The 22,567-nt window shown below is 30.1% G+C and carries 19 protein-coding genes; 8 read left to right on the forward strand and 11 right to left on the reverse strand.

The window, feature by feature from the left end; translation table 11 throughout:
* Window positions 1-25: 25 nt before the first annotated feature.
* Together E6248_RS02875 and E6248_RS02880 are read left to right on the forward strand one after the other, a co-directional pair.
* A complete protein-coding gene (locus E6248_RS02875) occupies window positions 26-178 on the forward strand; it encodes a zinc-ribbon domain-containing protein (protein WP_136007378.1) in 153 nt (50 codons plus the stop codon).
* A gap of 89 nt (window positions 179-267) precedes the next feature.
* Window positions 268-588, forward strand: a complete 321-nt coding sequence (locus tag E6248_RS02880) for a hypothetical protein (protein ID WP_316339316.1) — start codon at window positions 268-270, stop codon at window positions 586-588.
* A gap of 94 nt (window positions 589-682) precedes the next feature.
* On the opposite strand, the gene E6248_RS02885 is transcribed toward E6248_RS02880, so the two are convergent.
* On the reverse strand, window positions 683-1,576 hold the full coding sequence (locus E6248_RS02885) for a LysR family transcriptional regulator (protein WP_316339317.1): 894 nt from the start codon (window positions 1,574-1,576) through the stop codon (window positions 683-685).
* Between the two features lie 262 nt (window positions 1,577-1,838).
* Between E6248_RS02885 and E6248_RS02890 the strand changes: the two genes are divergently transcribed.
* From E6248_RS02890 to recQ, 4 genes are all read left to right on the forward strand, one after another.
* The gene (locus E6248_RS02890) at window positions 1,839-3,539 is read left to right on the forward strand and encodes an FAD-dependent oxidoreductase (RefSeq protein WP_316339318.1); all 1,701 of its coding nucleotides are present in this window, start codon (window positions 1,839-1,841) and stop codon (window positions 3,537-3,539) included.
* A gap of 118 nt (window positions 3,540-3,657) precedes the next feature.
* Window positions 3,658-4,911 carry a YeeE/YedE family protein gene (locus E6248_RS02895; protein ID WP_316339319.1) on the forward strand — a complete coding sequence of 418 codons (1,254 nt, stop codon included), beginning with the start codon at window positions 3,658-3,660 and terminating at the stop codon, window positions 4,909-4,911.
* A 102-nt stretch (window positions 4,912-5,013) separates the two neighbouring features.
* Window positions 5,014-6,324, forward strand: a complete 1,311-nt coding sequence (locus tag E6248_RS02900) for an APC family permease (RefSeq protein WP_316339320.1) — start codon at window positions 5,014-5,016, stop codon at window positions 6,322-6,324.
* 351 nt (window positions 6,325-6,675) lie between these two features.
* Entirely contained in the window at window positions 6,676-9,123 is a 2,448-nt protein-coding gene (gene recQ, locus E6248_RS02905) for a DNA helicase RecQ (RefSeq protein ID WP_316339321.1), read from the forward strand.
* Window positions 9,124-9,203: 80 nt separating this feature from the next.
* On the opposite strand, the gene E6248_RS02910 is transcribed toward recQ, so the two are convergent.
* The 5 genes from E6248_RS02910 to E6248_RS02930 all read right to left on the reverse strand — a co-directional run bounded on the left by E6248_RS02910 (window position 9,204) and on the right by E6248_RS02930 (window position 14,497).
* The gene (locus E6248_RS02910) at window positions 9,204-10,649 is read right to left on the reverse strand and encodes a family 1 glycosylhydrolase (RefSeq protein ID WP_316339322.1); all 1,446 of its coding nucleotides are present in this window, start codon (window positions 10,647-10,649) and stop codon (window positions 9,204-9,206) included.
* Between the two features lie 15 nt (window positions 10,650-10,664).
* Window positions 10,665-12,104 (reverse strand): glycoside hydrolase family 1 protein, encoded by a 1,440-nt coding sequence (locus tag E6248_RS02915; protein ID WP_316339323.1) that lies wholly within the window; start codon window positions 12,102-12,104, stop codon window positions 10,665-10,667.
* A 311-nt stretch (window positions 12,105-12,415) separates the two neighbouring features.
* Window positions 12,416-12,757, reverse strand: a complete 342-nt coding sequence (locus tag E6248_RS02920; protein ID WP_156627754.1) for a PTS lactose/cellobiose transporter subunit IIA — start codon at window positions 12,755-12,757, stop codon at window positions 12,416-12,418.
* Window positions 12,758-12,795: 38 nt separating this feature from the next.
* Window positions 12,796-14,040, reverse strand: a complete 1,245-nt coding sequence (locus tag E6248_RS02925; protein ID WP_316339324.1) for a PTS transporter subunit EIIC — start codon at window positions 14,038-14,040, stop codon at window positions 12,796-12,798.
* A 142-nt stretch (window positions 14,041-14,182) separates the two neighbouring features.
* Window positions 14,183-14,497, reverse strand: a complete 315-nt coding sequence (locus E6248_RS02930) for a PTS sugar transporter subunit IIB (protein WP_316339325.1) — start codon at window positions 14,495-14,497, stop codon at window positions 14,183-14,185.
* Window positions 14,498-14,710: 213 nt separating this feature from the next.
* Between E6248_RS02930 and E6248_RS02935 the strand changes: the two genes are divergently transcribed.
* A complete protein-coding gene (locus tag E6248_RS02935) occupies window positions 14,711-16,633 on the forward strand; it encodes a PTS sugar transporter subunit IIA (RefSeq protein ID WP_316339326.1) in 1,923 nt (640 codons plus the stop codon).
* Between the two features lie 107 nt (window positions 16,634-16,740).
* Here E6248_RS02935 and E6248_RS02940 read toward each other — a convergent pair whose 3' ends face one another.
* Window positions 16,741-17,094, reverse strand: a complete 354-nt coding sequence (locus E6248_RS02940; RefSeq protein ID WP_316339327.1) for a thioredoxin domain-containing protein — start codon at window positions 17,092-17,094, stop codon at window positions 16,741-16,743.
* A 125-nt stretch (window positions 17,095-17,219) separates the two neighbouring features.
* Window positions 17,220-18,614 (reverse strand): DUF4317 domain-containing protein, encoded by a 1,395-nt coding sequence (locus E6248_RS02945; RefSeq protein WP_316339328.1) that lies wholly within the window; start codon window positions 18,612-18,614, stop codon window positions 17,220-17,222.
* A 258-nt stretch (window positions 18,615-18,872) separates the two neighbouring features.
* On the opposite strand from E6248_RS02945, the gene E6248_RS02950 reads away from it, so the two are divergent.
* The gene (locus E6248_RS02950; RefSeq protein WP_316339329.1) at window positions 18,873-20,195 is read left to right on the forward strand and encodes an amino acid permease; all 1,323 of its coding nucleotides are present in this window, start codon (window positions 18,873-18,875) and stop codon (window positions 20,193-20,195) included.
* 159 nt (window positions 20,196-20,354) lie between these two features.
* Here the strand turns inward: E6248_RS02950 and E6248_RS02955 are convergent, their stop codons facing one another.
* The 3 genes from E6248_RS02955 to agaV are packed head-to-tail and all read right to left on the reverse strand — an operon-like array spanning window position 20,355 to window position 22,480.
* Complete coding sequence (locus tag E6248_RS02955; RefSeq protein ID WP_316339330.1) at window positions 20,355-21,182, reverse strand: PTS system mannose/fructose/sorbose family transporter subunit IID; 828 nt, start codon at window positions 21,180-21,182, stop codon at window positions 20,355-20,357.
* Window positions 21,172-21,984 carry a PTS sugar transporter subunit IIC gene (locus tag E6248_RS02960; RefSeq protein ID WP_291667623.1) on the reverse strand — a complete coding sequence of 271 codons (813 nt, stop codon included), beginning with the start codon at window positions 21,982-21,984 and terminating at the stop codon, window positions 21,172-21,174. Before E6248_RS02960 ends, E6248_RS02955 begins: the two co-directional genes overlap by 11 nt.
* A 19-nt stretch (window positions 21,985-22,003) precedes the next feature.
* A complete protein-coding gene (agaV, locus tag E6248_RS02965) occupies window positions 22,004-22,480 on the reverse strand; it encodes a PTS N-acetylgalactosamine transporter subunit IIB (protein ID WP_316339331.1) in 477 nt (158 codons plus the stop codon).
* Window positions 22,481-22,567 lie beyond the last annotated feature (87 nt).

Genomic DNA, 22,567 nt, shown 5'->3' on the forward strand with positions numbered 1-22,567 from the left:
ATCTTTAATTTCAGGAGGAATATTTATGTCAGATAAAACAATAACATGCAGAGATTGCGGAAGCGAATTCATATTTTCAGTAGGAGAGCAAGAATTCTATAAAGAAAAAGGATTCGAAAATGAGCCAACAAGATGTGTATCTTGTAGAAGAGCAAGAAAAGAACAAAATAGAAGATAATTTTAGATTGTTGAAGGTTGTAGTTTAAACTGCAACCTTTTTTGACGTTTTCTTATTTAATTTTCAAATTTATAGAACTGCTTTTTTTATTGCTATTGTGTAGGATTAATATTATAAGTGAAAAATCAGCACCAAAGGGTTATATAAAATCAGATGCTACTAGAAAGTTAGTAGTTAAAGATAATGGAGAAATTTTAATAACAGCTTCAGAGATAAAAGAATGGGAAGAAGCATTTAAGAATAAATCTTATAAGTCAGAAGAAGGGCCTATAGTGGACAATAATAATACTGACAATAATGAAGATAAGACAACAGTTCTACAAACTTCTGATGAAATAAATGTTATCTTCCCAGTATTAGCACCTTTCTTTAGCTTAGCAGGTATATTCTTAATTAGAAAAATAAAGTAGAAAAAATAAAAAAGATGATATCTCACAATATAAAGTAAATAATTAGTAATAAAAAATAAAGGGGCTGTTTAACAAACAGCCCCTTTATTTATATCTAATAACAAAAGCATCTCTTATTTGATGTTAAAAATTGCACAAACTTTTCTTCGTGATCTGTAAAATTATAGTTTCTTCTAAAGGCTATATAGTAATTATATGGAATTTCTAGGCCTTCAATAGTAATTTGTCTTAAAGCACCTGTCCTAAGTTCGTGGGTAACAACTGATTCTGGAAGGAAGGAGTACCCTCTACCAGAAGCCACTGATGACTTTATAGACTCAAGAGAGTTTAAGGAAATTAATATATTTAAGTCATCTAATGAAACGAATTTGTTTTGAAGAGCTTTTTCTAGCAAAGCAAGAATTCCTGATCCTTCTTCCCTTAAAACTAAAGGTAATTTAGTAAGCTCCTCTATAGAAATAGAACTCTTATTAATATTTCTACCTCCAACTAAAATTAGTTTATCAGGCATTATAGGAGTTGTACTAATATTATCAGGAACATCCATATCTTGAATAATAGCAATATTAGTAGCATGATTTATAAGGTTTTTTATAACATTAGATGAATTATCTATTTCCATTGATATATCTATATTGAAGTGGATTTCTTTAAAGGTATAAATGCTACAAGGTAATATATGTTCACCAATGCTTTTGCATGAAGAAATAAATAATTTAGACTTTTTGTTTCTTAGATTTTTTAAATTACGCTCAAGGTTGTCCTGCAATGAAAGCATACTTTCAGCATATTCAAAGACTACCTTACCTTCCTCAGTTAAGGCAACGCCCTTATTACTTCTGTTTAAAAGGTTTTCACCAATATCATTTTCTAAGCTTTGTAATTGCATACTAAGCCCAGGTTGAGTTAAATGTAGCTGTTTAGCAGCTTTAGATATACTATTACACTTTACAGTTATATAAAAAGAACGTAAGTAAGTTAGATTCATTTATTCACTTCCTCTAAAATTCATAGTTATTATATTCTATATTAACCATATAATATATGTCAAATTTTGAAGATATATAAAACTTACGTTGAAGATGTATAGAATATACTTTTTTAAGGTATATAACATTTGCTTATTGTAGATAAGGAATACTTATTACACCTAATGAGTTATTATATGTTATCCTAAAGAAGGATAAAAATTTAACAATCTATACTGATTAGTCAAAGTAATTGTTTAATATAGATAGGAGAGTAATGGTATGAGTAAAAAAGTAGTTATTGTTGGAGGGGTTGCTGGGGGAGCATCAACTGCAGCTAGATTAAGAAGATTAGATGAGAATGCTGAAATAATAATGTTTGAAAGAGGTCCACACGTTTCATTTTCAAATTGTTGTTTACCATATCATCTAAGTGGTAAAGTTGAAGATCATGAAGATTTAGTTTTAATGAAACCAGAAAAATTCTTTAGCCAATATAGAATAGATGCAAGAGTATTTAGTGAAGTGGTTAGAATTGATAGGGAAAAGAAAGAAGTTACAGTAAGAAATGTTGTTAATGGAAAAGAGTATGTTGAAAGCTATGATAAGCTAGTACTTTCACCAGGAGCTAAAGCAATAGTTCCACCTATTAAAGGGATTGATGAGGTGAATTTATTTACAGTAAGAAATGTAGTAGATATAGCTAAACTTAACGTATTTATTAAAGAAAGTAGAAGCAAAAACATTACTGTCATTGGTGGAGGATTTATAGGAGTTGAAGTTGCAGAAAACTTAAAAGAGGCAGGATATAATGTTTCTTTAGTAGAAGCAATGGATCAAATAATGAAGCCATTTGACTATGATATGGTACAAGTTTTACATAAAGCTATGTATGACAATGGAGTTAATCTTATAGTTGGGGACAAGGTAAGTTCTTTCGAAAAAGATACAGTAGTTTTAGAATCAGGAAAAAAGATAATATCAGATGCAGTAGTTATGGCAATTGGAGTTACTCCAGAAACAGACTTAGCTAGAGAAGCTGGATTAGAAATAGGACAAACAGGTGCTATAAAAGTAAACACTAATTATATGACTAATGATAAAGATATATATGCTGTGGGAGATGCAATAGAAGTTCATCATGCATTAACAAACAGCATAACTAAGCTTCCACTTGCAGGACCAGCTCAAAAGCAAGCAAGAGCAGTAGCAGATCACATTAATGGATTACCAGTTAGAAATACTGGATTTATTGGTTCATCATGTATACAAGTATTTGATTATAATGGAGCATCTACTGGTTTAACAGAAGGCCAAATTAAAGCTCTTAACTTAAATATTAATTATGACGTTGTTAGAGTAATACCTCAAGATAAAGTAGGATTAATGCCAGGAAGTGAGCCACTTCATTTTAAATTAATATTTGAAGTACCAACAGGAAGAGTATTAGGAGCACAAGCAATAGGTAGAGGAAATGCAGATAAGAGAGTTGATGTAATTGCTACATTAATTAAGTTTAATGGAACAGTTTATGATTTAGCAGATTTAGAACTTTGCTATGCACCACCATTTGGAACTGCAAAGGATGTTGTTAATCATGCAGCATTAGTTGCAACTAATCTTCTGCAAGGAACATTTAAACAAATTTATGTACATGAAGTAAGAGACTTAGTAGAAAGTGGAGCTTATATCATAGATGTAAGAGAAGAAGATGAGTATGAATTAAGTCATATCAAAGGAGCAAAGAATGTTCCATTAAGTCAATTAAGAGATAGAGTTAATGAAATACCTAAGAATGTACCAGTATATTTACATTGTAGAAGTGCACAAAGAAGTTATAATGCAGCACTAACTCTAGGACATTTAGGTTTTGATAATATATATAATGTTTCAGGTGGATTTATGGGAATTAGTTTCTATGAATACTATAACGATATGATAAGTGGGAGAGAGAAGATAGTTACAGATTACAACTTTGATTAATAAAAGGTACTTTGGGACAAGTTTCAATTTTTAATGAGGCTGTTTGTAAAGCAGCCTCTGAATAAAAGTAGGGGTTTATAAACTTTAAATAAATAATTAATTAACATAGGAGGATATCATGAAAAAAGGACAAGTATTTATAGGATTTGGAATTATTGCTGCAATTACTGCATTTATTATGACCAATTATGCAGATAAAAGTAAGTTAGCATTATTTCTAATTACAGGGTTAATGTTAGGTTATGTACTACAAAGATCTAGATTCGGATTTGCTGGTGGAGTTAGAAAGATAGCTATGACTGGTGATGGAAAGCTAAGCAAAGCATTACTATTCTTATTTGCTATAACTGTAATTGGTGCAGCTGGAATTCATTATGCAGGAGCACAAAGTGGAGCTGAGGCTGCTTTTAGAGCTGCTAAAGATGTTGCTACTATCCCTGGTACAGGAAGTGTATCTGCAATTTCATTAGGATTTATAATTGGTGGAATATTATTTGGAATTGGTATGGTACTAGGCGGAGGATGTGCTTCAGGTACATTATCAGATACTGGTGAAGGATCAGTAAGAGGTTTAATAGTTCTTTTCTTCTTCTGTATAGGAGGAATGCTTGGTACTTGGAATTTACCTTCATTAAAGAAAACATTCTTATATAAGAATTCATTAACTGTTTATTTACCAGATACCTTTGGATATGTTGGTGCAGTATTAGTTTCATTATTACTACTTTTAGGACTATATTTTATCGTTAAGATATATGAAAATAAGAGAAAGAAAGATGGAACTCTTAAGCTAGAAGAATATGCTGAATGGGAAAAGGCAATTGAAGAAGAAAATGAATATAAGGTTTTAAGTATCAAAACATATCATAAGCTTTTTGTTGAAAGATGGTCTTTCTTTACAGGAGCTGCATTAATAGCAATATTATTTATATTTATAATTAATACAACTAATTCAAGTTGGGGTGCATCAGGCCCATATACTCACTGGGGAGTATGGTTATTTAGTAAGCTAGGTATTGACTTTGGAGCAATAGAAGCATTTAAGGGAAGTGCTGAAGTAGTTAGTAAAGGAATATTAAATGATCCAGTTTCAGTAAGAAATATAGGTATTATTTTAGGGGCTGCTATCTGTATGTTACTAGCTGGAAGATGGAAGCTAACTGTAAACTTTAAAGTTAAGGATATTGCATTCTATGGCTTAGGTGGTATATTAATGGGGTATGGAGCAAAACTTGCAGGAGGATGTAACGTTGGTGCTTTATTCTCAGGAATAGCTAACCTTTCATTATCAGGATGGGTATTTTTAGTAACACTTGTTGTAGGTGGTTTATTAGGAGTTAAATTAGTTAAGAAATTCAATATACCTGCATAGATAGCAATAACATGATAATATAATATAAGAAATATCTTACAAGCCTATGTAGTTAATTCTGCATAGGTTTTGTTGCTAAAGAAAAGTAGAAAGGAAAAAGGTATGAAAAAATATCTTAATAGGTTAGATGTATTTTCTATTGTTGTAGGTGGTATTATTGGCTGGGGATCATTTATGCTACCAGGAACTAAGTTTTTAAAGGAAGCTGGAGTAATAAATACAGCTATAGGACTTATACTAGGAGCATTATGTATTATTGTAATTGAAAGAAACTATGAAGTTATGATGTCCAATCAAAATGAAGAGGGGGGAGAATTTGCCTTTACATATAATAATTTAGGCAAAAAACATGGGTTTATTGTTGGATGGTTCCTTACCTTAGCTTATTTTACAATGATTCCTCTAAATGCTACTGCTTTTCCATTAGTTATAAAGAAGTTAGTAGGTGGAGTTTTAGAATTTGGATATCTATATAATGTTGCAGGATATAATGTGTATATAGGTGAAATACTTGCAGCTAGCATTATTATTTTGATCTTTGCTTATTTTAATATAAAAGGATTAAAGGAGTCTACTAGGATACAGAATGTTATAATAGTAGTACTAATATCAATGGTTATTTTAGTCTTTATAGGAATGATATTTAAGGGAGAAAGAGAAGTCTTTGTTCAAACTTATATTACAGAATATTCATTTGATATAAAGGCAATAGCTATGGTATTTGCTATAACACCTTTTGCTTTTATTGGATTTGATGCCATTCCTCAATTAAGTAATGAATATAAATTTTCAGCTAAAAAGGCATCAATAGTTGCTGTAACTGGGCTTATTATAGGAACATTAATATATAATATATTAAATATAATAACAGCTTTAGCTTATACACCTGAACAGGCGGTAGTCCTTGATTGGGCAACTGGTAGTGCTGTATTAAGTATATTAGGGAAAGTAGCATTCTTTATGCTTATAATGGCGCTATGTGGTGCAGTATGGAGTGGGATTAACGGATTTATGATTTGTAGCTCAAAATTACTCGGATCTGTAGCTAGATATAAGATGTTGCCAGATAAAATGGGAAAGGTAAATAAAAGTGGAGTATATAAAAATGCAATACTATTTTTAACATCTATAAGTCTAATAGCTCCTTGGTTTGGTAGGGAAGTTATAATATGGATTGTAGATATGTCATCTCTTGGAGCGGCAGTAGCATATCTTTATGTTTCATATATTGCATATAGAAAGACTGAAAAGAAATCTGGTAAGGTATTTTCAATATTAGGGGTGATTATAAGTATTTTATTTATATTATTATTACTACTTCCAATGTCCCCAGCTGGATTAGGGAAGGAATCTATGATATCTCTACTAATATGGAGTGTTATGGGAATTATCTTTTATTTTAATATTAAGTAGATTAGAGGAAATACGTTTATTATTATCTAGGGTTTTAATATAAATATGTGATAGTCATATAGTTATATTTTCACTTACCTGATATTTAATTTTACTTTTAATATAATTGTTTATAACCGTACTTAAAATAGGTGCGGTTTTTTTATTGTATTTTTATGGTTTATAAGGAATATACAAAGTGTATAAAAGAGCGAAGTGACTATTATAGAAATTGTTAATTTAGATTTATTTTAAAATAAGAGAGACATCAAGAAGCATAAATATAGTAAATTAAAATACTAATGAATATATTTAGAGATACAGTGCTATAATTAAGATAATAAAATAGAAGGATAAATAAGGAGAGTAGCATTGTCAGTTGATAAATTAGAAATTTTAGAAAAGTATTTTGGATATAAGAATTTTAGAAGAGGGCAAGAAGAGATAATAGATGAAATAATTAATGGTAGAGATGTTCTTGCAATTATGCCAACAGGAGGGGGAAAGTCTATTTGTTATCAGATTCCATCTTTAATTTTAGATGGAGTAACAATAGTAATTTCACCACTTATATCACTTATGAAAGATCAAGTTGATACCTTAAATTCTACTGGAATTAATTCTGCATTTTTAAATAGTTCATTATCTATGTACGAGTTTAATGAAATAATGAATGGTATTGAGAATAATAAATATAGGATAATTTATGTTGCACCTGAAAGACTTCTTTCAAATGAGTTTATTACAGCAATTACTAAGATTAAGATATCACAAATAGCAATTGATGAGGCTCACTGTGTATCTCAGTGGGGACATGACTTTAGGGTAAGTTATAAAGGAATTTCAACATTTATTGATAAGCTTATAGAAAGACCAATTATCACAGCTTTTACTGCAACAGCATCAGAAGAAGTAAGAAGTGATATTGTAAATTTATTAAAGCTTAATTCGCCTAAGGTATTTGTAACGGGTTTTGATAGAGAAAACTTAAGGATTAATATAGTTAAAGGTATAGAGAAAAAGAAGTTTTTAGTTAACTATATAAAAAATAATATTAATGACTCTGGAATAATATATGCAGCAACAAGGAAAGAAGTAGAAAGTATATATGATTTATTAAAGAAAAATAAGATTAATGTAGGAAAATATCATGCAGGCCTTTCTAATGATGAGAGAATTAAAAATCAAGAGAAGTTTATAAATGATGAAATTACTGTTATAGTTGCAACTAATGCTTTTGGGATGGGTATTGATAAACCTAATATAAGATATGTCCTTCATTATAATATGCCTAAAAATGTAGAAGGATATTATCAAGAGATAGGTAGAGCTGGGAGAGATGGTGAAGCCAGTGAATGTATTATGCTTTTTTCACCAGCAGATGTTATTACTCAAAAATACTTAATAGAAGTTAGTACTGAAGATCCAATAAGAAAGAATAATCAATATAAGAAGCTTCAACAAATGACAAGCTTAGTTTATATAAATAGCTGTTATAGGAAATATATATTAAATTACTTTGGAGATTCCTATGAAGGGGAATGTGATAATTGTAGTAATTGCTTAAATAAAGGTGAGGTTAAAGACAAAACTATAGATGCTCAAAAAGTTATGTCTTGTATTTATAAGATGAAGAGAAGCTTTGGAGTAGGCATGATTGTAGATGTCCTTAGGGGGTCTAAAAATAAGAAACTTTTTAATTTTGGTTTTGATGAAATAAGCACTTATGGGATTATGAAAGAATATTCAAGTGATGGATTAAAAGAATTTATAAATATATTAATTGCTCATGGATATTTAGATGTTAATGAGGAATTTTCAACTGTGGCTTTAAACAATATATCTTTTAAAGTTATAAAAGGTGAGGTTGAAGTTTTACTTAAGGAAGTTAATATTGAAAGTAATAAAGTAGAGAATAATGACTTATTTGATAAATTAAAATACTTAAGACGTGAAATAGCTGAAGAAGAAAAGAAGGCTCCATATATGATATTTGGTGATGGTACTTTAAGAGAGATGAGTATAAAGTATCCTATAAATAAGGATGAAATCCTTCAAGTATCAGGAGTTGGAGAGGTTAAGTATGAGAGATATGGTGAAAGATTTATAGAAATCATTAGAGACTATGTAGTTACAAATAATATTAAGAAGGAAGTAGCAATAGAGGAAGTACAATTAGAAGAAATAGAAGATGATTACTTTGAAGTGAATAGTGATAATGAGCTTTTAGAAAAACTTATAAAAATAAGAGAAGAATTAGCTAAAAAGCTTAACCTACCTGTATCAATGGTTTTAAGTAAGAATACATTAAAAGAAATAAGTGGAAGATATCCTGATAATTTAGATAAACTTAAAGATATAGGCGGAATTGGGCCAAAGAAGATTGAAGGCTATGGTCAGCAAATAGTTGAAGAAGTTAATAATTATATTATTGAAAAAGGTATTGAACCTACGTGGAAAGAAAAGAAGAGGAAAAAGCTTATTATAGACGGAGAAACTAGGGCGTCTTCTGAAATAGCCTTAGATAGACTTAATATGGGGGAGGAGATAGAGGATATATCAGAGGATATGGAAGTATCAATTTCAACTATATTAGGATATGTTACAGATTATATAAAGATAACAGGAGATTATAGTATTAAGATAGACCTAGATAAGTACTATGATAAAGAAAATGAAGATATAATTTTAAACTCTATTAATAAAAATGGAATAGATAAAATTCAAGTTATTAAAAAGAGTTTACCAGACTATATTAAATATGAAGCTATTAGAGCTGTAATACTAAAAAACAAGTTTATGAATGAGAATATATCTTAATGAATAATTAATGAAAGAATAGAGAGAATAGATAATTATCTATTCTCTCTATCATTAAAATATATACTAATTTTTATAAATTATTCTAAGTCCTTTCCATCACTAGCAATGACTTTTTTATACCATTCAAAAGAATCTTTTTTAATTCTTTTTTGTGTTCCGTTTCCTAAATCATCACGATCAACGTAAACAAATCCATAGCGTTTGCTCATTTCTGCGCTAGATGAACTTACAATATCAATTGGTCCCCATGCACAATATGCGAATATCTCAACTCCATCTTTTAAACATTCATTGATTTGCTCAATATGTTTTCTATAGAAGTCAATTCTATATGGATCATGGATTTTTCCATCTTCTTCTATGGTGTCAAGTGCTCCAAATCCGTTTTCACCAATCATTAAAGGCACTTGATAGCGATCCCAATATTGAGATAAACAGTTGTAAAATCCTAATGGATCCATACGCCATTCCCATGGTGTTGGTTCTAGATTTGGATTTTGTAGCGCATCAGTTGGATTCATAGTGCATTTTTCAGCATCAAGAATTCTAGAGTAGTAATAACTGATTGCTAAAAACTCCATCTTGTTTTCTCTTAATAAATCTAAATCCCCATCTTCCATTTTAATATCAATCTTGTTTTCTTTAAAATAACGAAGAGCATATCCAGGATATTCACCACGTAATTGCACATCTGAGAAGAAGTATTGCATACGGTTACGTTTCATTGTGAATACAACATCTGCTGGTTTACAAGATGCTGGATAGAATGTGCAGTCTGCTAACATTGTACCTATTTTTGCTTCAGGATCAACTTCTTGTGCCAATTGTTTGATTTTAGCACAAGCTACAAATTGATTGTGTACTGCTTGATACATTAATTCTTCCATATTTTCTGCTTGATCTTCATAAATTCCTAGTGATCCAAACTGTACAGTAGGTACTAAATTTACTTGGTTACAAACTATCCAATATTTTACTCTGCCTTTAAAACGATCTAATAATACTTTGGCATAGCGTACAAAGAAATCAATTACTTTACGATTTGCGAATCCTCCATATTCAGTTACTAAATGAAGAGGAATATCGTAATGTGACATAGTGATAATTGGTTCCATTCCATCTTTAATGATTTCATCAATTAGACGATCATAAAACTTTAAGCCTTCCTCATTTGGTTCTAATTCATCTCCTTTTGGGAAAATTCTTGACCATGAAATACTTGTACGGAATGTTTCAAAGCCCATTTCTTGAAGTAATGCTAAGTCTTCTTTATAGGTATGATAGAAGTTAACGCCATAACGCTTTGGGAAATAACTTTCTTTATCAGCAATTAATTTTTTAATTCCTTCTAGTGTTCCTCCACCTTCTTTAGTTATTTTTGCACGGTTGATGTTCTTATCATACGCATGAATATCTGATGTAGATAATCCTCTTCCGTCTTTATCAAATTCTCCTTCGCTTTGACATGCAGCTGATGCGCCACCCCAAAGCATGTGATTTGGAAATCCTGTTGTTCTTTTCATATAATTTACTCCTTTTTATACTAAATCTTCTCCATTTGATTTGATTAATTTTTGATACCAGTAGAAGGAATCTTTACGAATTCTTTTACACTCCTTTGGATCATCATCTGTTCTATCTACATAAATAAATCCATAACGCTTTTTCACACCGTTACTTGTAGATAATAAGTCAATAGCAGACCAAGGACAGTAAGCTAATACTTCTACACCATAATCAATGGCTCTTTTCATTGCTTTTACATGATCTCTTAGGTAATTGACACGATAGTCATCGTGAATTTTTCCATCTTCAGTTAATGTATCAAATGCACCTAATCCATTCTCGGTTATCATAAGTGGTTTGTTGTAACGTGTGTAGATATCACGGAAAATATATTCTAATCCAGTTGAATCTATTGCCCAATCCCAATCTGTTGTATCTAGTTCAGGGTTTTTACACATTTGGTAGAATCCTGGATGTGTTTCAAATCCATCAATGGCTCCTTTTTTACCTGACCAATTTACTCCTGACCAACGCATTGTTTCATCTTCTGGACACGCTTTTGCACACTCACTTGCATAGTAGTTTAATGCTAAGAAATCAGAATATCCTTCTTTAATTAATTCCATATCACCATCTTCAATTACAGGTGCTAATCCATGTTGCTCTAAATAAATTTGAGCTGATTTTGTATAGAATCCTTTGAAATAAATATCTAAATAATATGCATTTCTTAAATCATGTGCATTTTGTGCTGCCATTACATCTTCTGGTTTACTTGTTAGTGGATAAACTGGTGCATATCCAATAGCAGCTCCTACTAATCCTCCAGGAACTAGCTCATGTACTAATTTACAAGCAATAGCATGTGCTAAGTTCATATGATGGTTAATTTGATAACGTAATTGATTATTATCCCTCATACTTTCTGGAATAAAACATTTTTGTGTCCAGTATTGAACGATTATGCTTTGTTCATTTATTGTTGTCCAATATTTTACTTTATCTTTGAATTCATTGATTATATATCTAGCATAGTATTCAAAATCTTTTACAACTTCTCTACTAATCCATCCATTATATTTTTCAACTAATGCCCAAGGTAAGTCGTAATGATATAATGTAATAATTGGTTCAATACCATTTTTGATTAGCTCGTCGATTAAGTCACGGTAGAATTGAATTCCTTTTTCATTTACTTCTCCCACACCATCTGGGAATACACGAGACCATGATATTGAGAAACGGTAAGTATTAAATCCCATTTCTTTCATTAAAGCAACATCTTCTTTATAGTGATGATAATGATCACTTGAAATATCAGCTGTTGCAAAGCCTCTTTCTTTGTAGTTCTCTTTGTTGATAATGTCTTGTTGTGAAGCTTTTTTCCCATCCTCATAAGCTGCACCTTCTACTTGATAAGCACTTGTTGCTGCTCCCCAAAGGAAATTTTCAGGAAATTTTTTACTTGTCATAAATTTAATCCTCCTCTTTCTTTTTAATTATTTAATAAATTAAACTGCCATTCGAGGAAAATACGTTCATAGAATGTTATGTTTAAATTTATATATATATTATGAGACATATTTGAATATTCTCTCAACTCATGTTTTGCACTTTATGGTGAAAGTAATTAGATTTACGGATTAATATTTTATTTGATTCAACATAGAAATGAGATATTAAAGGAGGGAAAGAAGAGTAGCTCAAACTTTCACTAGAAAATAAAGAAAGTGCACAAACATTTCTGCTTATGCACTTTATAATTAATGTGTTAATTAATGAGCTATTTATTTTTTATTATATCCAAGATATCAATTAGTTCACTTGCGATACGTACTTCACTATTGATAGTCATCAGTGTATCTTGTGCATGAGTAAATAATAAACTATATGAATATGATATCCCTCTACTTTCATTTTGAATAACATTTGTTTGGGATACATGAGCTAAACGAATATTTTCTTTTGCTTTCGCAAGTTCTTCTCTAGCTTTATCAAATTCAAATTTTTTCGCATGTGCAAGTGATTTTTCTGCATTTAAACGAGCATCTCCAGCATGTAAAATAATTTGCATTGCAACAGAAACTAGTTCATTTTCTTCAAATTCTTCTACTATTTTAGACATAACTTAAACCTACTTTCAATTTTTTTGTTTATTTTAATTTAGTTTTCTTGTATTTCACCATCTTCAGTCATACATTGTTTTTCATATACCTTAAAGAATGGGAACCAAATCATTAAGTACACAATGAATAATACAACAGCCCAAAGAATTCCTCTCATATCTTGTGTAATCATAACTGTTGAAATAGGCACTGGCACCTGTCCAACTTGATTTAATGTTGCTGGGATATTTAACCAACCTATTCTCATAATAAAGTATACAATTGCTGGTCCAACAATGGTATTAATCCACATAGGTAACATTAATATTGGATTAAATACAATTGGAGCTCCAAACATAATTGGTTCATTTATGTTGAAAATAGAAGGTCCAATAAAAATTCTTCCTAATGTTTTTAAACGAGATGATTTTGAGAATGCCATTAATACATTAAGGCCAAGTGTTGCTCCCATACCACCCATTGTAATTAGTGCAGCTGTGAATACGGTTTCACTAGTAGCGATGTTTGTTGGTGCAAGGCCATTTGCAACTGCTTCAATATTTGCTTGTATACCAGCTAAGTATATTGGTGTTGAAACTGCTCCAAATAACCAAGAAGATATACCCATTGTATATAAGAATGCAGGAATAAAGCAAAGTAATATAAATCCATACCAAGTTTGTCCAAAACTTTGTAATGGTGAGAATATCCATAATACCATTTCAAAAATATCCATTCCTAAATCTCTTGTAAGAATCATTCCAATTCCTAAGGTAATTATAGTAGGAATAATATAATTTATCCATCCTGTTACAAAGTCAGGGATTTTTGTTGAGTTTTCTAATACATGTAATTTAGAATAAAGATTAAAAATTATAGCTGTAAATAATCCAGCAAAAATACCAACTGCAATACCAGTTGCTCCTAATCTTCCACCGGTAATAATCATATTTCCAGCTTCATCATATGTAGGCATGACAAACATGATTAGTACTGCAATGGCAACCAATCCACAATTTGTAGTATAGAATGGTTTTCCTAGTTTCTCCATAACTTGTTGTGCTACCATAAATGCAATAATTAATGATATTAGTCCAAAACTATAGTCTGCAATCATACCTAAATCTGGTAATTGAGGTATGTAAGATCTAAATACATTATAAAAATAAATTACTGAACCTGTTAAGATAAATGGTATTATTTTTTGCATAGAAGATGAAACTGCAGCAATCCAAGGTTTACTACAAATCTTATTCATACCTGGCGCAAAGGAATTTGAAAGCCAATTCATAAACTTTTTCATAATAAATTTTCCTCTCTATAAATAATTAATTCTTTTATTATTTTATAAAATGCTGTATAATATATTTGATAAGATGTATATCTTTTCAAAGCTAGGGGTGGTATCTTAGCTTTTTTTTATGCATTTCAACTAATTATACGTTTTATCCGTTAATTGTTGATATTGCTAAATCTAATAATGCTTCTCCATTTAAAGTTGCATATATCGTTTGTGGAATTATAACAACTGGGACATTATAAGGCCTTGCCATTTCTTCAAAACTAGCTTTTTCATTTTCATAGTGTGGGCCTACCATTAAAATATCAATTGAATTCATGTAGCTTGCAATATCTGAAGCACTTCTTGCTTCAATATTTACAGAAATATTTCTTTTTTTTGCGACACCTCTTGTACGTTGTGCAAGAAATCCACTTGACATTCCAGCTCCACAACATAATAAAATTTTCAATTCTTTCATATTAACACTCCCTTTTAAACATTTGTGTCTTTCGACATTTTCATTATGCATCTTTTTTTTTTAGTCTGCAATTTATGTTTTGCACCGCTCAGTGTAATTCTTAAAGTGAAAAAATAACAATTTATTGTATAATTATAGTAGAATGATTTATTTATGCTTTATATAATTTACAGTAGATTCATTTATTACCGAAGATTAAAAAGGAGACAACCTATGAAACCGAATCAAATAAAATTAGTATCTTATTTATTAGAACAAAATAATCCCGTTACCTCAACAGTATTGGCTAAGCAACTGCAAATTAGTGTTCGAACAATAAAAAACTATGTTAATGAAATTAATTTACAGGGTAAAACTAAGGTAATCTTATCTACTAATTCTGGATATCAAGTCAATCGAGAACTTGCAAAACAGCTACTTATGAGTGAAAAGAGTGAAATTCCTCAAAATTATTTAGATCGCTCATTTTATATTATTAAGAAACTATTAATTGAACATATACCACATTTAGATTTATATGAATTATGTGAAACATTGTATATATCTTACTCAACACTAAAACTTGATATAACAAAAATGAATCAGGCTTATTCGAAGTTTCATATTAGTTTTGTCTGTAAAAATGATCAGCTTAGAATATTAGGTGAAGAAAAACATAAACGTAAATTAATTAGTCACTTTTTATTTGAAGAAGCAAATCATAAATTTATAGATTTAACAGTTTTAAAAAGTTGTTTTCAGGAAGATGGAGTTGATGAACTAAATCAGATTATCCATTCTATATTTAGAAAATATAATTACTATATAAATGACTTTTCATTATCAAATATAATTTTGCATTTAATGATATTAATTGATCGTGTTTTATATGGAAATTCTATTCAGTCAAACAACAATATTACAATTGAGGATGAGATAGAAAGAGCTCTTGTGAATGATATTAGTGAGAGCTTAGAAAGTACTTTTAATCTATGTTTAAATGAAAACGAAAAATTCGAAATATATATGCTTTTCAAAACAAATGCAAATCAATCTTTGTCTAAAAATATGAGTGATTTAAAAAAATTTGTAGGGGATGATATTTTAAATATCACGCATAAAATTATTACTTCTGTTAATGAAGTGTACTTGCTTGATTTATTAAATGATACATTCTTAATACCTTTTGCTTTGCATTTGAAGAATCTTTTTGAAAGAAGCAAAAATAATAGTTTCACAAAAAACCCTATGGTAGAAAATATTAGGAAACAATGTCCGACTATTTATGATATTGGTATTTATATATCACTTCGACTAAAAGAATTAAATAAAATGGAAATTCCTGAAGATGAGATTGCTTTTATTGCTTTACATATAGGCGCAGAAATCGAACGAAAAAAAGTGAATGATGAGAAGATTCGCTGTGTTATCTTATGTCCAGAATATATGGGAATGCAGACAAAGTTATATAATGAAATATTAATTAATTTTAGTAATCATTTAAATATAGTTGCAGTAGTTTCATTTCCATACCAACTTGAAGCCTTAAAATTTGATTTATTAATTACTACAATAAAAATTGATGAAAGCCCTAATTATAAGATTTTTAATATTTCTCCTTTTGCAATTCAGATTAATAAAAAAGAGATGTACAATGTTCTTGATGAAATACAACAAAATGCGAAAAATTGCATATTGAGAAAAAACTTTCACTATTTTTTCAATAAAGATTTGTTTTTTTTAGATCCTGTTGAATCATCGAAAGAGGATTTAATAAAAAATATTTCAGAATTGATGCAAGAACAAGGCTGTGTTAATGATGATTATTTACAGAATGTTTTAGAACGAGAAAAAGCAAGTTCAACTGCATTTGGTAACATCGCAATACCTCATAGTGTACATATGAATGCAATTAAAACTACAATCGCTGTTGTAATTAGTAAAAATGGATTTCGATGGGGAGAAAGCCATGTGAATATAGTATTAATGATTGCTATTAACAAAATCGACAAAAAAATATTCAGAGAATTATATGAAGCTTTAATTGCTCTATTTACAGATAATTCAATTGGAAATATAGTAAAGAATTGTAATTGTTTTAATGATTTTGAGTCTATAATATATTCATCCACAGAAGCTAATAAAAATAAAAAATAGTAGTTAATTAAAGTTAAAGGAGCTACTATGACATTTATATTTATTTCAAGTATAAATGTCATAGTAGCTCTATATATGTTGTATTAAAAGTTGAGAATATTAGGATATTATTTATTTAACATATCTAATATCTCATCTTCTGGAGTGGAAGAATCGCAACGAACTTCAACTTCATTATTCTTTCTAACAATAAAACCTGGTACAGTTACTATATTATATTTTGATCTAAATGTTTTAAGATTATCATCTGAAGAATCTTGGCTATCTACATAATAAATAGTTGTATTGATTTTATCAGTTAATCCACTTAATTTCTTAGCAAATTTGCGACAAAACGGACAAGTTTCTCTACCTATATAAACTACAGATAAATCTTCAGTAGACAGTAACTTATCTGCTTCTGAAGAAAGTATCTTTTTAAATTTCTGTATATCTTCTATATAACTGTTTTTTTCAAACATATTATTACCTCCTACCCTTTTAGAATATTATACCAAAACCAAATTATTACATCAAATTAATTGGATATTTAGAATCATAAACAAAAAAGGAACTATCTTAAAGACAGCTCCATATCTGTTATAGCTTAAATTAAATCATCTAATCCATTTACTGTAGTTTGTTCATTCTCATGGATAGGAATAACTATATATTTTTGCCCATCAATCATTTGGGACTTTATTTGAGGTATTTTTTCAGGTTTTACATGAAGTATAACATCATATTCAGAATCAATTTTATCATCTGACTGGATATTTTCTTGAGTTTCTTCTGTAACAGCTTCTACTGTTTCTTCTAAATCATTATCTTTAGATTCTTCTAAATTAGATTCAACAGAATCTTCTAAAGCAGAGTCATCATTATTATCTGATAAAGTAGCAGATTCCTTATCTATAGCAACTTCTTGCTTAACCTGCTCAAGTCTATTTTGTAAAATCTCAACTTGTTTTTCAAGTCTTTCTTCTCTTTTTCTTTGCTCATTTGCTTTAAGTACTTTTGTATCAATTAAGTTTTCTGCTAATGGAAGGTCATCACCAAAACATTCAACATAAGATTTCTCTATCTTAGAAGTAAGTTCTTCTGGGATTCCACTTTCTATTAAAAGATTTTGAATATCCTTATTTGTTAATGTTATAGGTTCAGAGTCTGGATCATCGTATATAGCATTATATTCATCAATAATATTATTTAAATTATCCTGTACTTCCATAAATATTTTATCTGCTTTTTGTTCATCAGCACCGAAGGAATCTTTAATAATTGATTGGAAGGTATCCTTCTGAATAGCAGCAGTTTGCTTTGAATAACAACCTAAAGCATTTTCCATTAACTCTGGATGAGTATCTTTAGCATTCTTTGTATAATACATAATGGAGTTAACATCTGAACTACGATTAATAAATGCAGGGAATATAAAACCGTTAGTTGGATTTTCAACTACCCAATCTCTTATACGTGCTTTTATTTTATTTTCTTCTTCAAAGTATCTAAGGCCTGGATCTGAAAGCGAAACAGGACAAATTGCGCATAATACATATTCATATACTTCTTCAGATTCATCTAGCTTTAGGTTATCCTTTGTCTTTGTAATGACATCGTAAGCATCATGAAAAATAAGTATTAAAAAGTTACCAGTATAATCATAGCTTTCAATAATAGAGTTATAAAAATCATCTAATAGGGAGTCATCCTTAAGCTGACTGTTTTTTAATTGCATAAGAGAAACTTGCTTTTCATTTATAAGGTCATCATTAAATGGAAAGTTAAGCTCTAAAATATTATTTCCTATAGTACCAGAAAGAACTTTCTTAGCAATTTCCAAGTACTTAAAGTATTCATCTTCATCTAAATTTAAAAATGTTTCTCTAAATTTTAAAATAATATGTTTTTCTCCACTAACGTAGCAACCACACATTTTAGTAAAGGTACAATAATCTTTCTTTAAACGTTTTTTTAGTTCAAGTATATCTTTTTTTCTCATATATAAACTCCTCAATGTATTTTTATATTTGAAGTTCAGCTATCTAAATCAGAGATTTAGAGTCTTAGGGGAAACTCCTTCTCACATACGTTCGAATGAGTAAGTTCGAATAGCTAAATCAGAGATTTAAAGTCTTACTTAAGTATAAGCTTTTTTTAAAGTTAAATAAAGATTTTAACTTTTATTTAGTTTTACTAATGGAATAAATAAAATAAGTAAATACTAATTATATATTATTAACGTATTAGGGAGGAAAATATGAGTAAGGAACTTCAGAAGAATATTGGGTTTTTAGCTGCCTTGTCTACAGTTGTTGGAGTAGTTATAGGTTCGGGGGTGTTTTTTAAGCCACAGGCAATATATGCTGCTACTAATGGGGCTCCAGGTCTTGGGCTTATAGCTTGGGTTTTAGGAGGTCTTATTACTATAGCTGGAGGGCTTACAGCTACTGAAGTATCTGCAGCTATACCAAGGACTGGTGGCATGATGATTTATATTGAAGAGGTATATGGAAAAAGCTTAGGTTTCCTAACTGGTTGGATGCAAACAGTTTTATTTTTTCCTGGTACTATTGCAGCTTGTGCTGTAATATTTGCACAACAATCTTCAGAGCTTTTAGGCTCTACTTCAGATAATATGATACTTGTATTACCTATAGCAGTAGGAATAATATTATTAACTGCGCTCTTAAACACTATAGGTTCATCCTTTGGAGGCTATATTCAAACTATAGCAACAGTTGGGAAATTAGTTCCATTAGTATTAATTATTATATTTGGATTTATAAGAGGGAATAGCACATCAGTATTTAATCCAATGGTGGGAAGTGGTGTGAATACTATAACAACTTTAGGGCAAGTGCTAGTATCTACATTATTTGCTTATGATGGATGGATAAATGTTGGAGCTATTGCTGGAGAAATGAAAAATCCAGGTAGGGATTTACCAAGGGCTATAGTAGGTGGTTTATCATTAGTAATGGCAGTTTATTTAGCTATTAATATTGCTTATTTATGGGTAGCACCAGCAAGTGATTTAGCGATGGTTACATCACCAGCATCTCTTGTAGCAACAAAAATTTTTGGAGCAATTGGAGGTAAGGTAATTTCTATCGGTATATTAATATCTGTATTTGGTACATTAAATGGATACTTATTAACTGGTCCTAGAGTTGCATATGCATTAAGCAAAGATGGATTATTACCTGGAAGCAAAATGCTTATAAAGGTAAATAAGGGGAGTTCACCTTATAACGCTATATATTTAATTTCAATTCTTGCTAGCATATATGCTTTAACAGGACAATTTAATCTACTAAGTGATTTAACTGTATTTGCAATATGGGTATTTTATGTACTTACTTTTATAGGAGTAATTATACTTAGGAAAAGTAAGCCTAATCTTAATAGGCCGTATAGAGTTCCGCTATATCCTATAATTCCTTTAGTAGCGATATTAGGAGGAGGATTTGTTGTAATAAATCAGTTACTTACATCACCTATTATAGCTTTAGGTGGAATTATTATTACTACTATAGGATTTCCAATTTATAAATATAGAAGTAAGAAGAATAATCAGTGAAGTTAGTAGTTAATAAAATCATCAGATTAAAATAATACAATAAATTGTATAATTATTTTAATATATATATGATTAAGTTATGCTAATAAAGTCAATAATAATAAAGAAAAGAGGACTGCTAGTGTAAATAACATATCCTCTTTTCTTTATTAAGTTATATTAAGGAGCAAGTATTCCGAAGAATCCACCAATTATTCCTATTACTAGTAATAAGCCTATACAAGCAACAGGAGTCCATTTTTTCTTCTTAATTAAGAAGTATAACATTAGTGTCATAAGTAGTGGAATCATTTGAGGCAGAACACCGTCTAATATATTTTGAATATTAATTACAGCATCTCCATTTGGTATTTCAATAGTTAAGCTTGTTGCACCATAGTTTGAAGTAAGAGCTCCAACTATAAATACACCTAGCATTGAAGCTGAACGTGTAAATTCTTTAGCATTTTTAGTTAAAATATCAATAGCCTTTGAACCTAAGTTATATGACCAATGCATTAACCAATATCTAATTCCAAATTGAACAGCATTAAATATTAATAAGAATAATATTGGACCAGCCACAGAGCCCTCAATAGCCATATTGGCTGTAATACCAGCAGTAATTGGAACTAATGTAAGCCAGAAAATAGCATCTCCAATACCACCTAAAGGACCCATTGCAGCAACGCGGACAGCTCTTATAGTATTAGTATCAGCTTTTTGTTGTTCTAATGATAATATTATACCCATAACAAAAGTAACAAGGAAAGGATGAGTATTAAAGAATTCTAAGTTATGTTTCATAGACTTAGAAAGATCTTCTTTATCAGTATGGATTTTCTCAAGTCCAGGTAATATTCCATATAACCAACCACCAGCTTGCATTCTCTCATAGTTAAATGAAGCTTGTAAGAATAATGAACGCCAAACCATTTTATTTAAAGTTTTCTTATCAAGTTTTGGTGCAGGAGTCAAATCATTATATAATGTAGTATTAGATTCCATCTTCGTCGTCTCCTCCTATTCCTATATTTGCTGTAGCAGATTTCATTTTTACATTAGTTTGGAAGTCGTAGATAGCAACTGCAATTCCGATAAACGCAATTAATAATAATGCTGATCCAGATAAACCTTCTATTCTTCCTATAATAGTTGCAACTGCAAAACCTGCAAAGTAAATTCCCCATAAGTCCTTTGATAACATAATACGTAATAAAATTGCAAATCCAACATAACGCATCATTTTACCAGCGGCGCTAAGTCCATTCATAATTCCTTGGTATTTGTCTGATAAAGCTGATAAAGTTTCACCAGCAGCATTACCACCGATTAATCCTATAACAACTATAATTGCAAATGCTAATCCTAAAGCAGCCATTGCTCCATAGTTAATCATTTCAATACCTTTTGGATTTGCCTCATCAGCATACTTGTCAGCCTTTGACATTAATGGTGACATAAGTGTAAATAAGAAAGTAACAAAATATTGCCCAATTAATGCAAATGGAACAGCTAGTCCAACGGCGGCCGATGGCTCTAATTTAGAAGAAATAGCAAATATTACTGCCATTATTCCTCCAAGAACAGGATTTGGAGGTTGAGCCCCTCCTATAGGCATACTTCCAATTTGGATTAATTGATAAGTACCACCAACTATAAGTCCAGTGTTTAAATCTCCAAGAATTGCTCCAACAACAGCTCCGGATACGATTGGTTGATATAATGATTCCAAGAAACTAAATTGGTCAATACCTGCTATAAAAGCAAATACTGCAACCAACAGAATTTGTATAATATTAAAATCCATGTGGCATTCTCCTTCCGTATTATTTAAAAATCTTTTCGATATTTTCAGAACTTTCAGTAGGAACTCTTCTTATTTCAAGTTCTACTCCTAGTTCTTTTAACTTTCTGAATGCTTCTACGTCTTTGTCATCTACTGCAACTGATCCAGCAACTTGTCTTTTTCCTTCAGCCATATGCATATTTCCAATGTTGACCTTTTTTATAGGAACTCCCCCTTCAACAAGTCTTAATACATCAGAAGGGTTTTCGCAAACTATAAATATAAGTTGTTTAGCACTAGCTTTGTGAATAGTATTTATAGTTTTCTCTATTGTCCAATAACGAGTTGATGCATAAGATGGTGCACACATATCCATTAGACCTTGTCTAAGTTTATCTTCGGCTACAACATCATTTGCAACTAGAATTAAGTTTGCACCAATAGAACTGCACCATTGAGTTGCAACTTGTCCATGAATCAATCTGTTGTCTATTCTTGTTAGTACAATATTTGGCATAATATCACCTCCCTTATTTTTGTAAGTAAACCTTTATTTTGGTCCTCAAAATTATTATATAGATTAAAGAAGTTAGAATCTTTACAC

It is taken from the genome of Clostridium sp., assembly GCF_032552055.1.
Lineage (GTDB): Bacteria > Bacillota > Clostridia > Clostridiales > Clostridiaceae > Clostridium.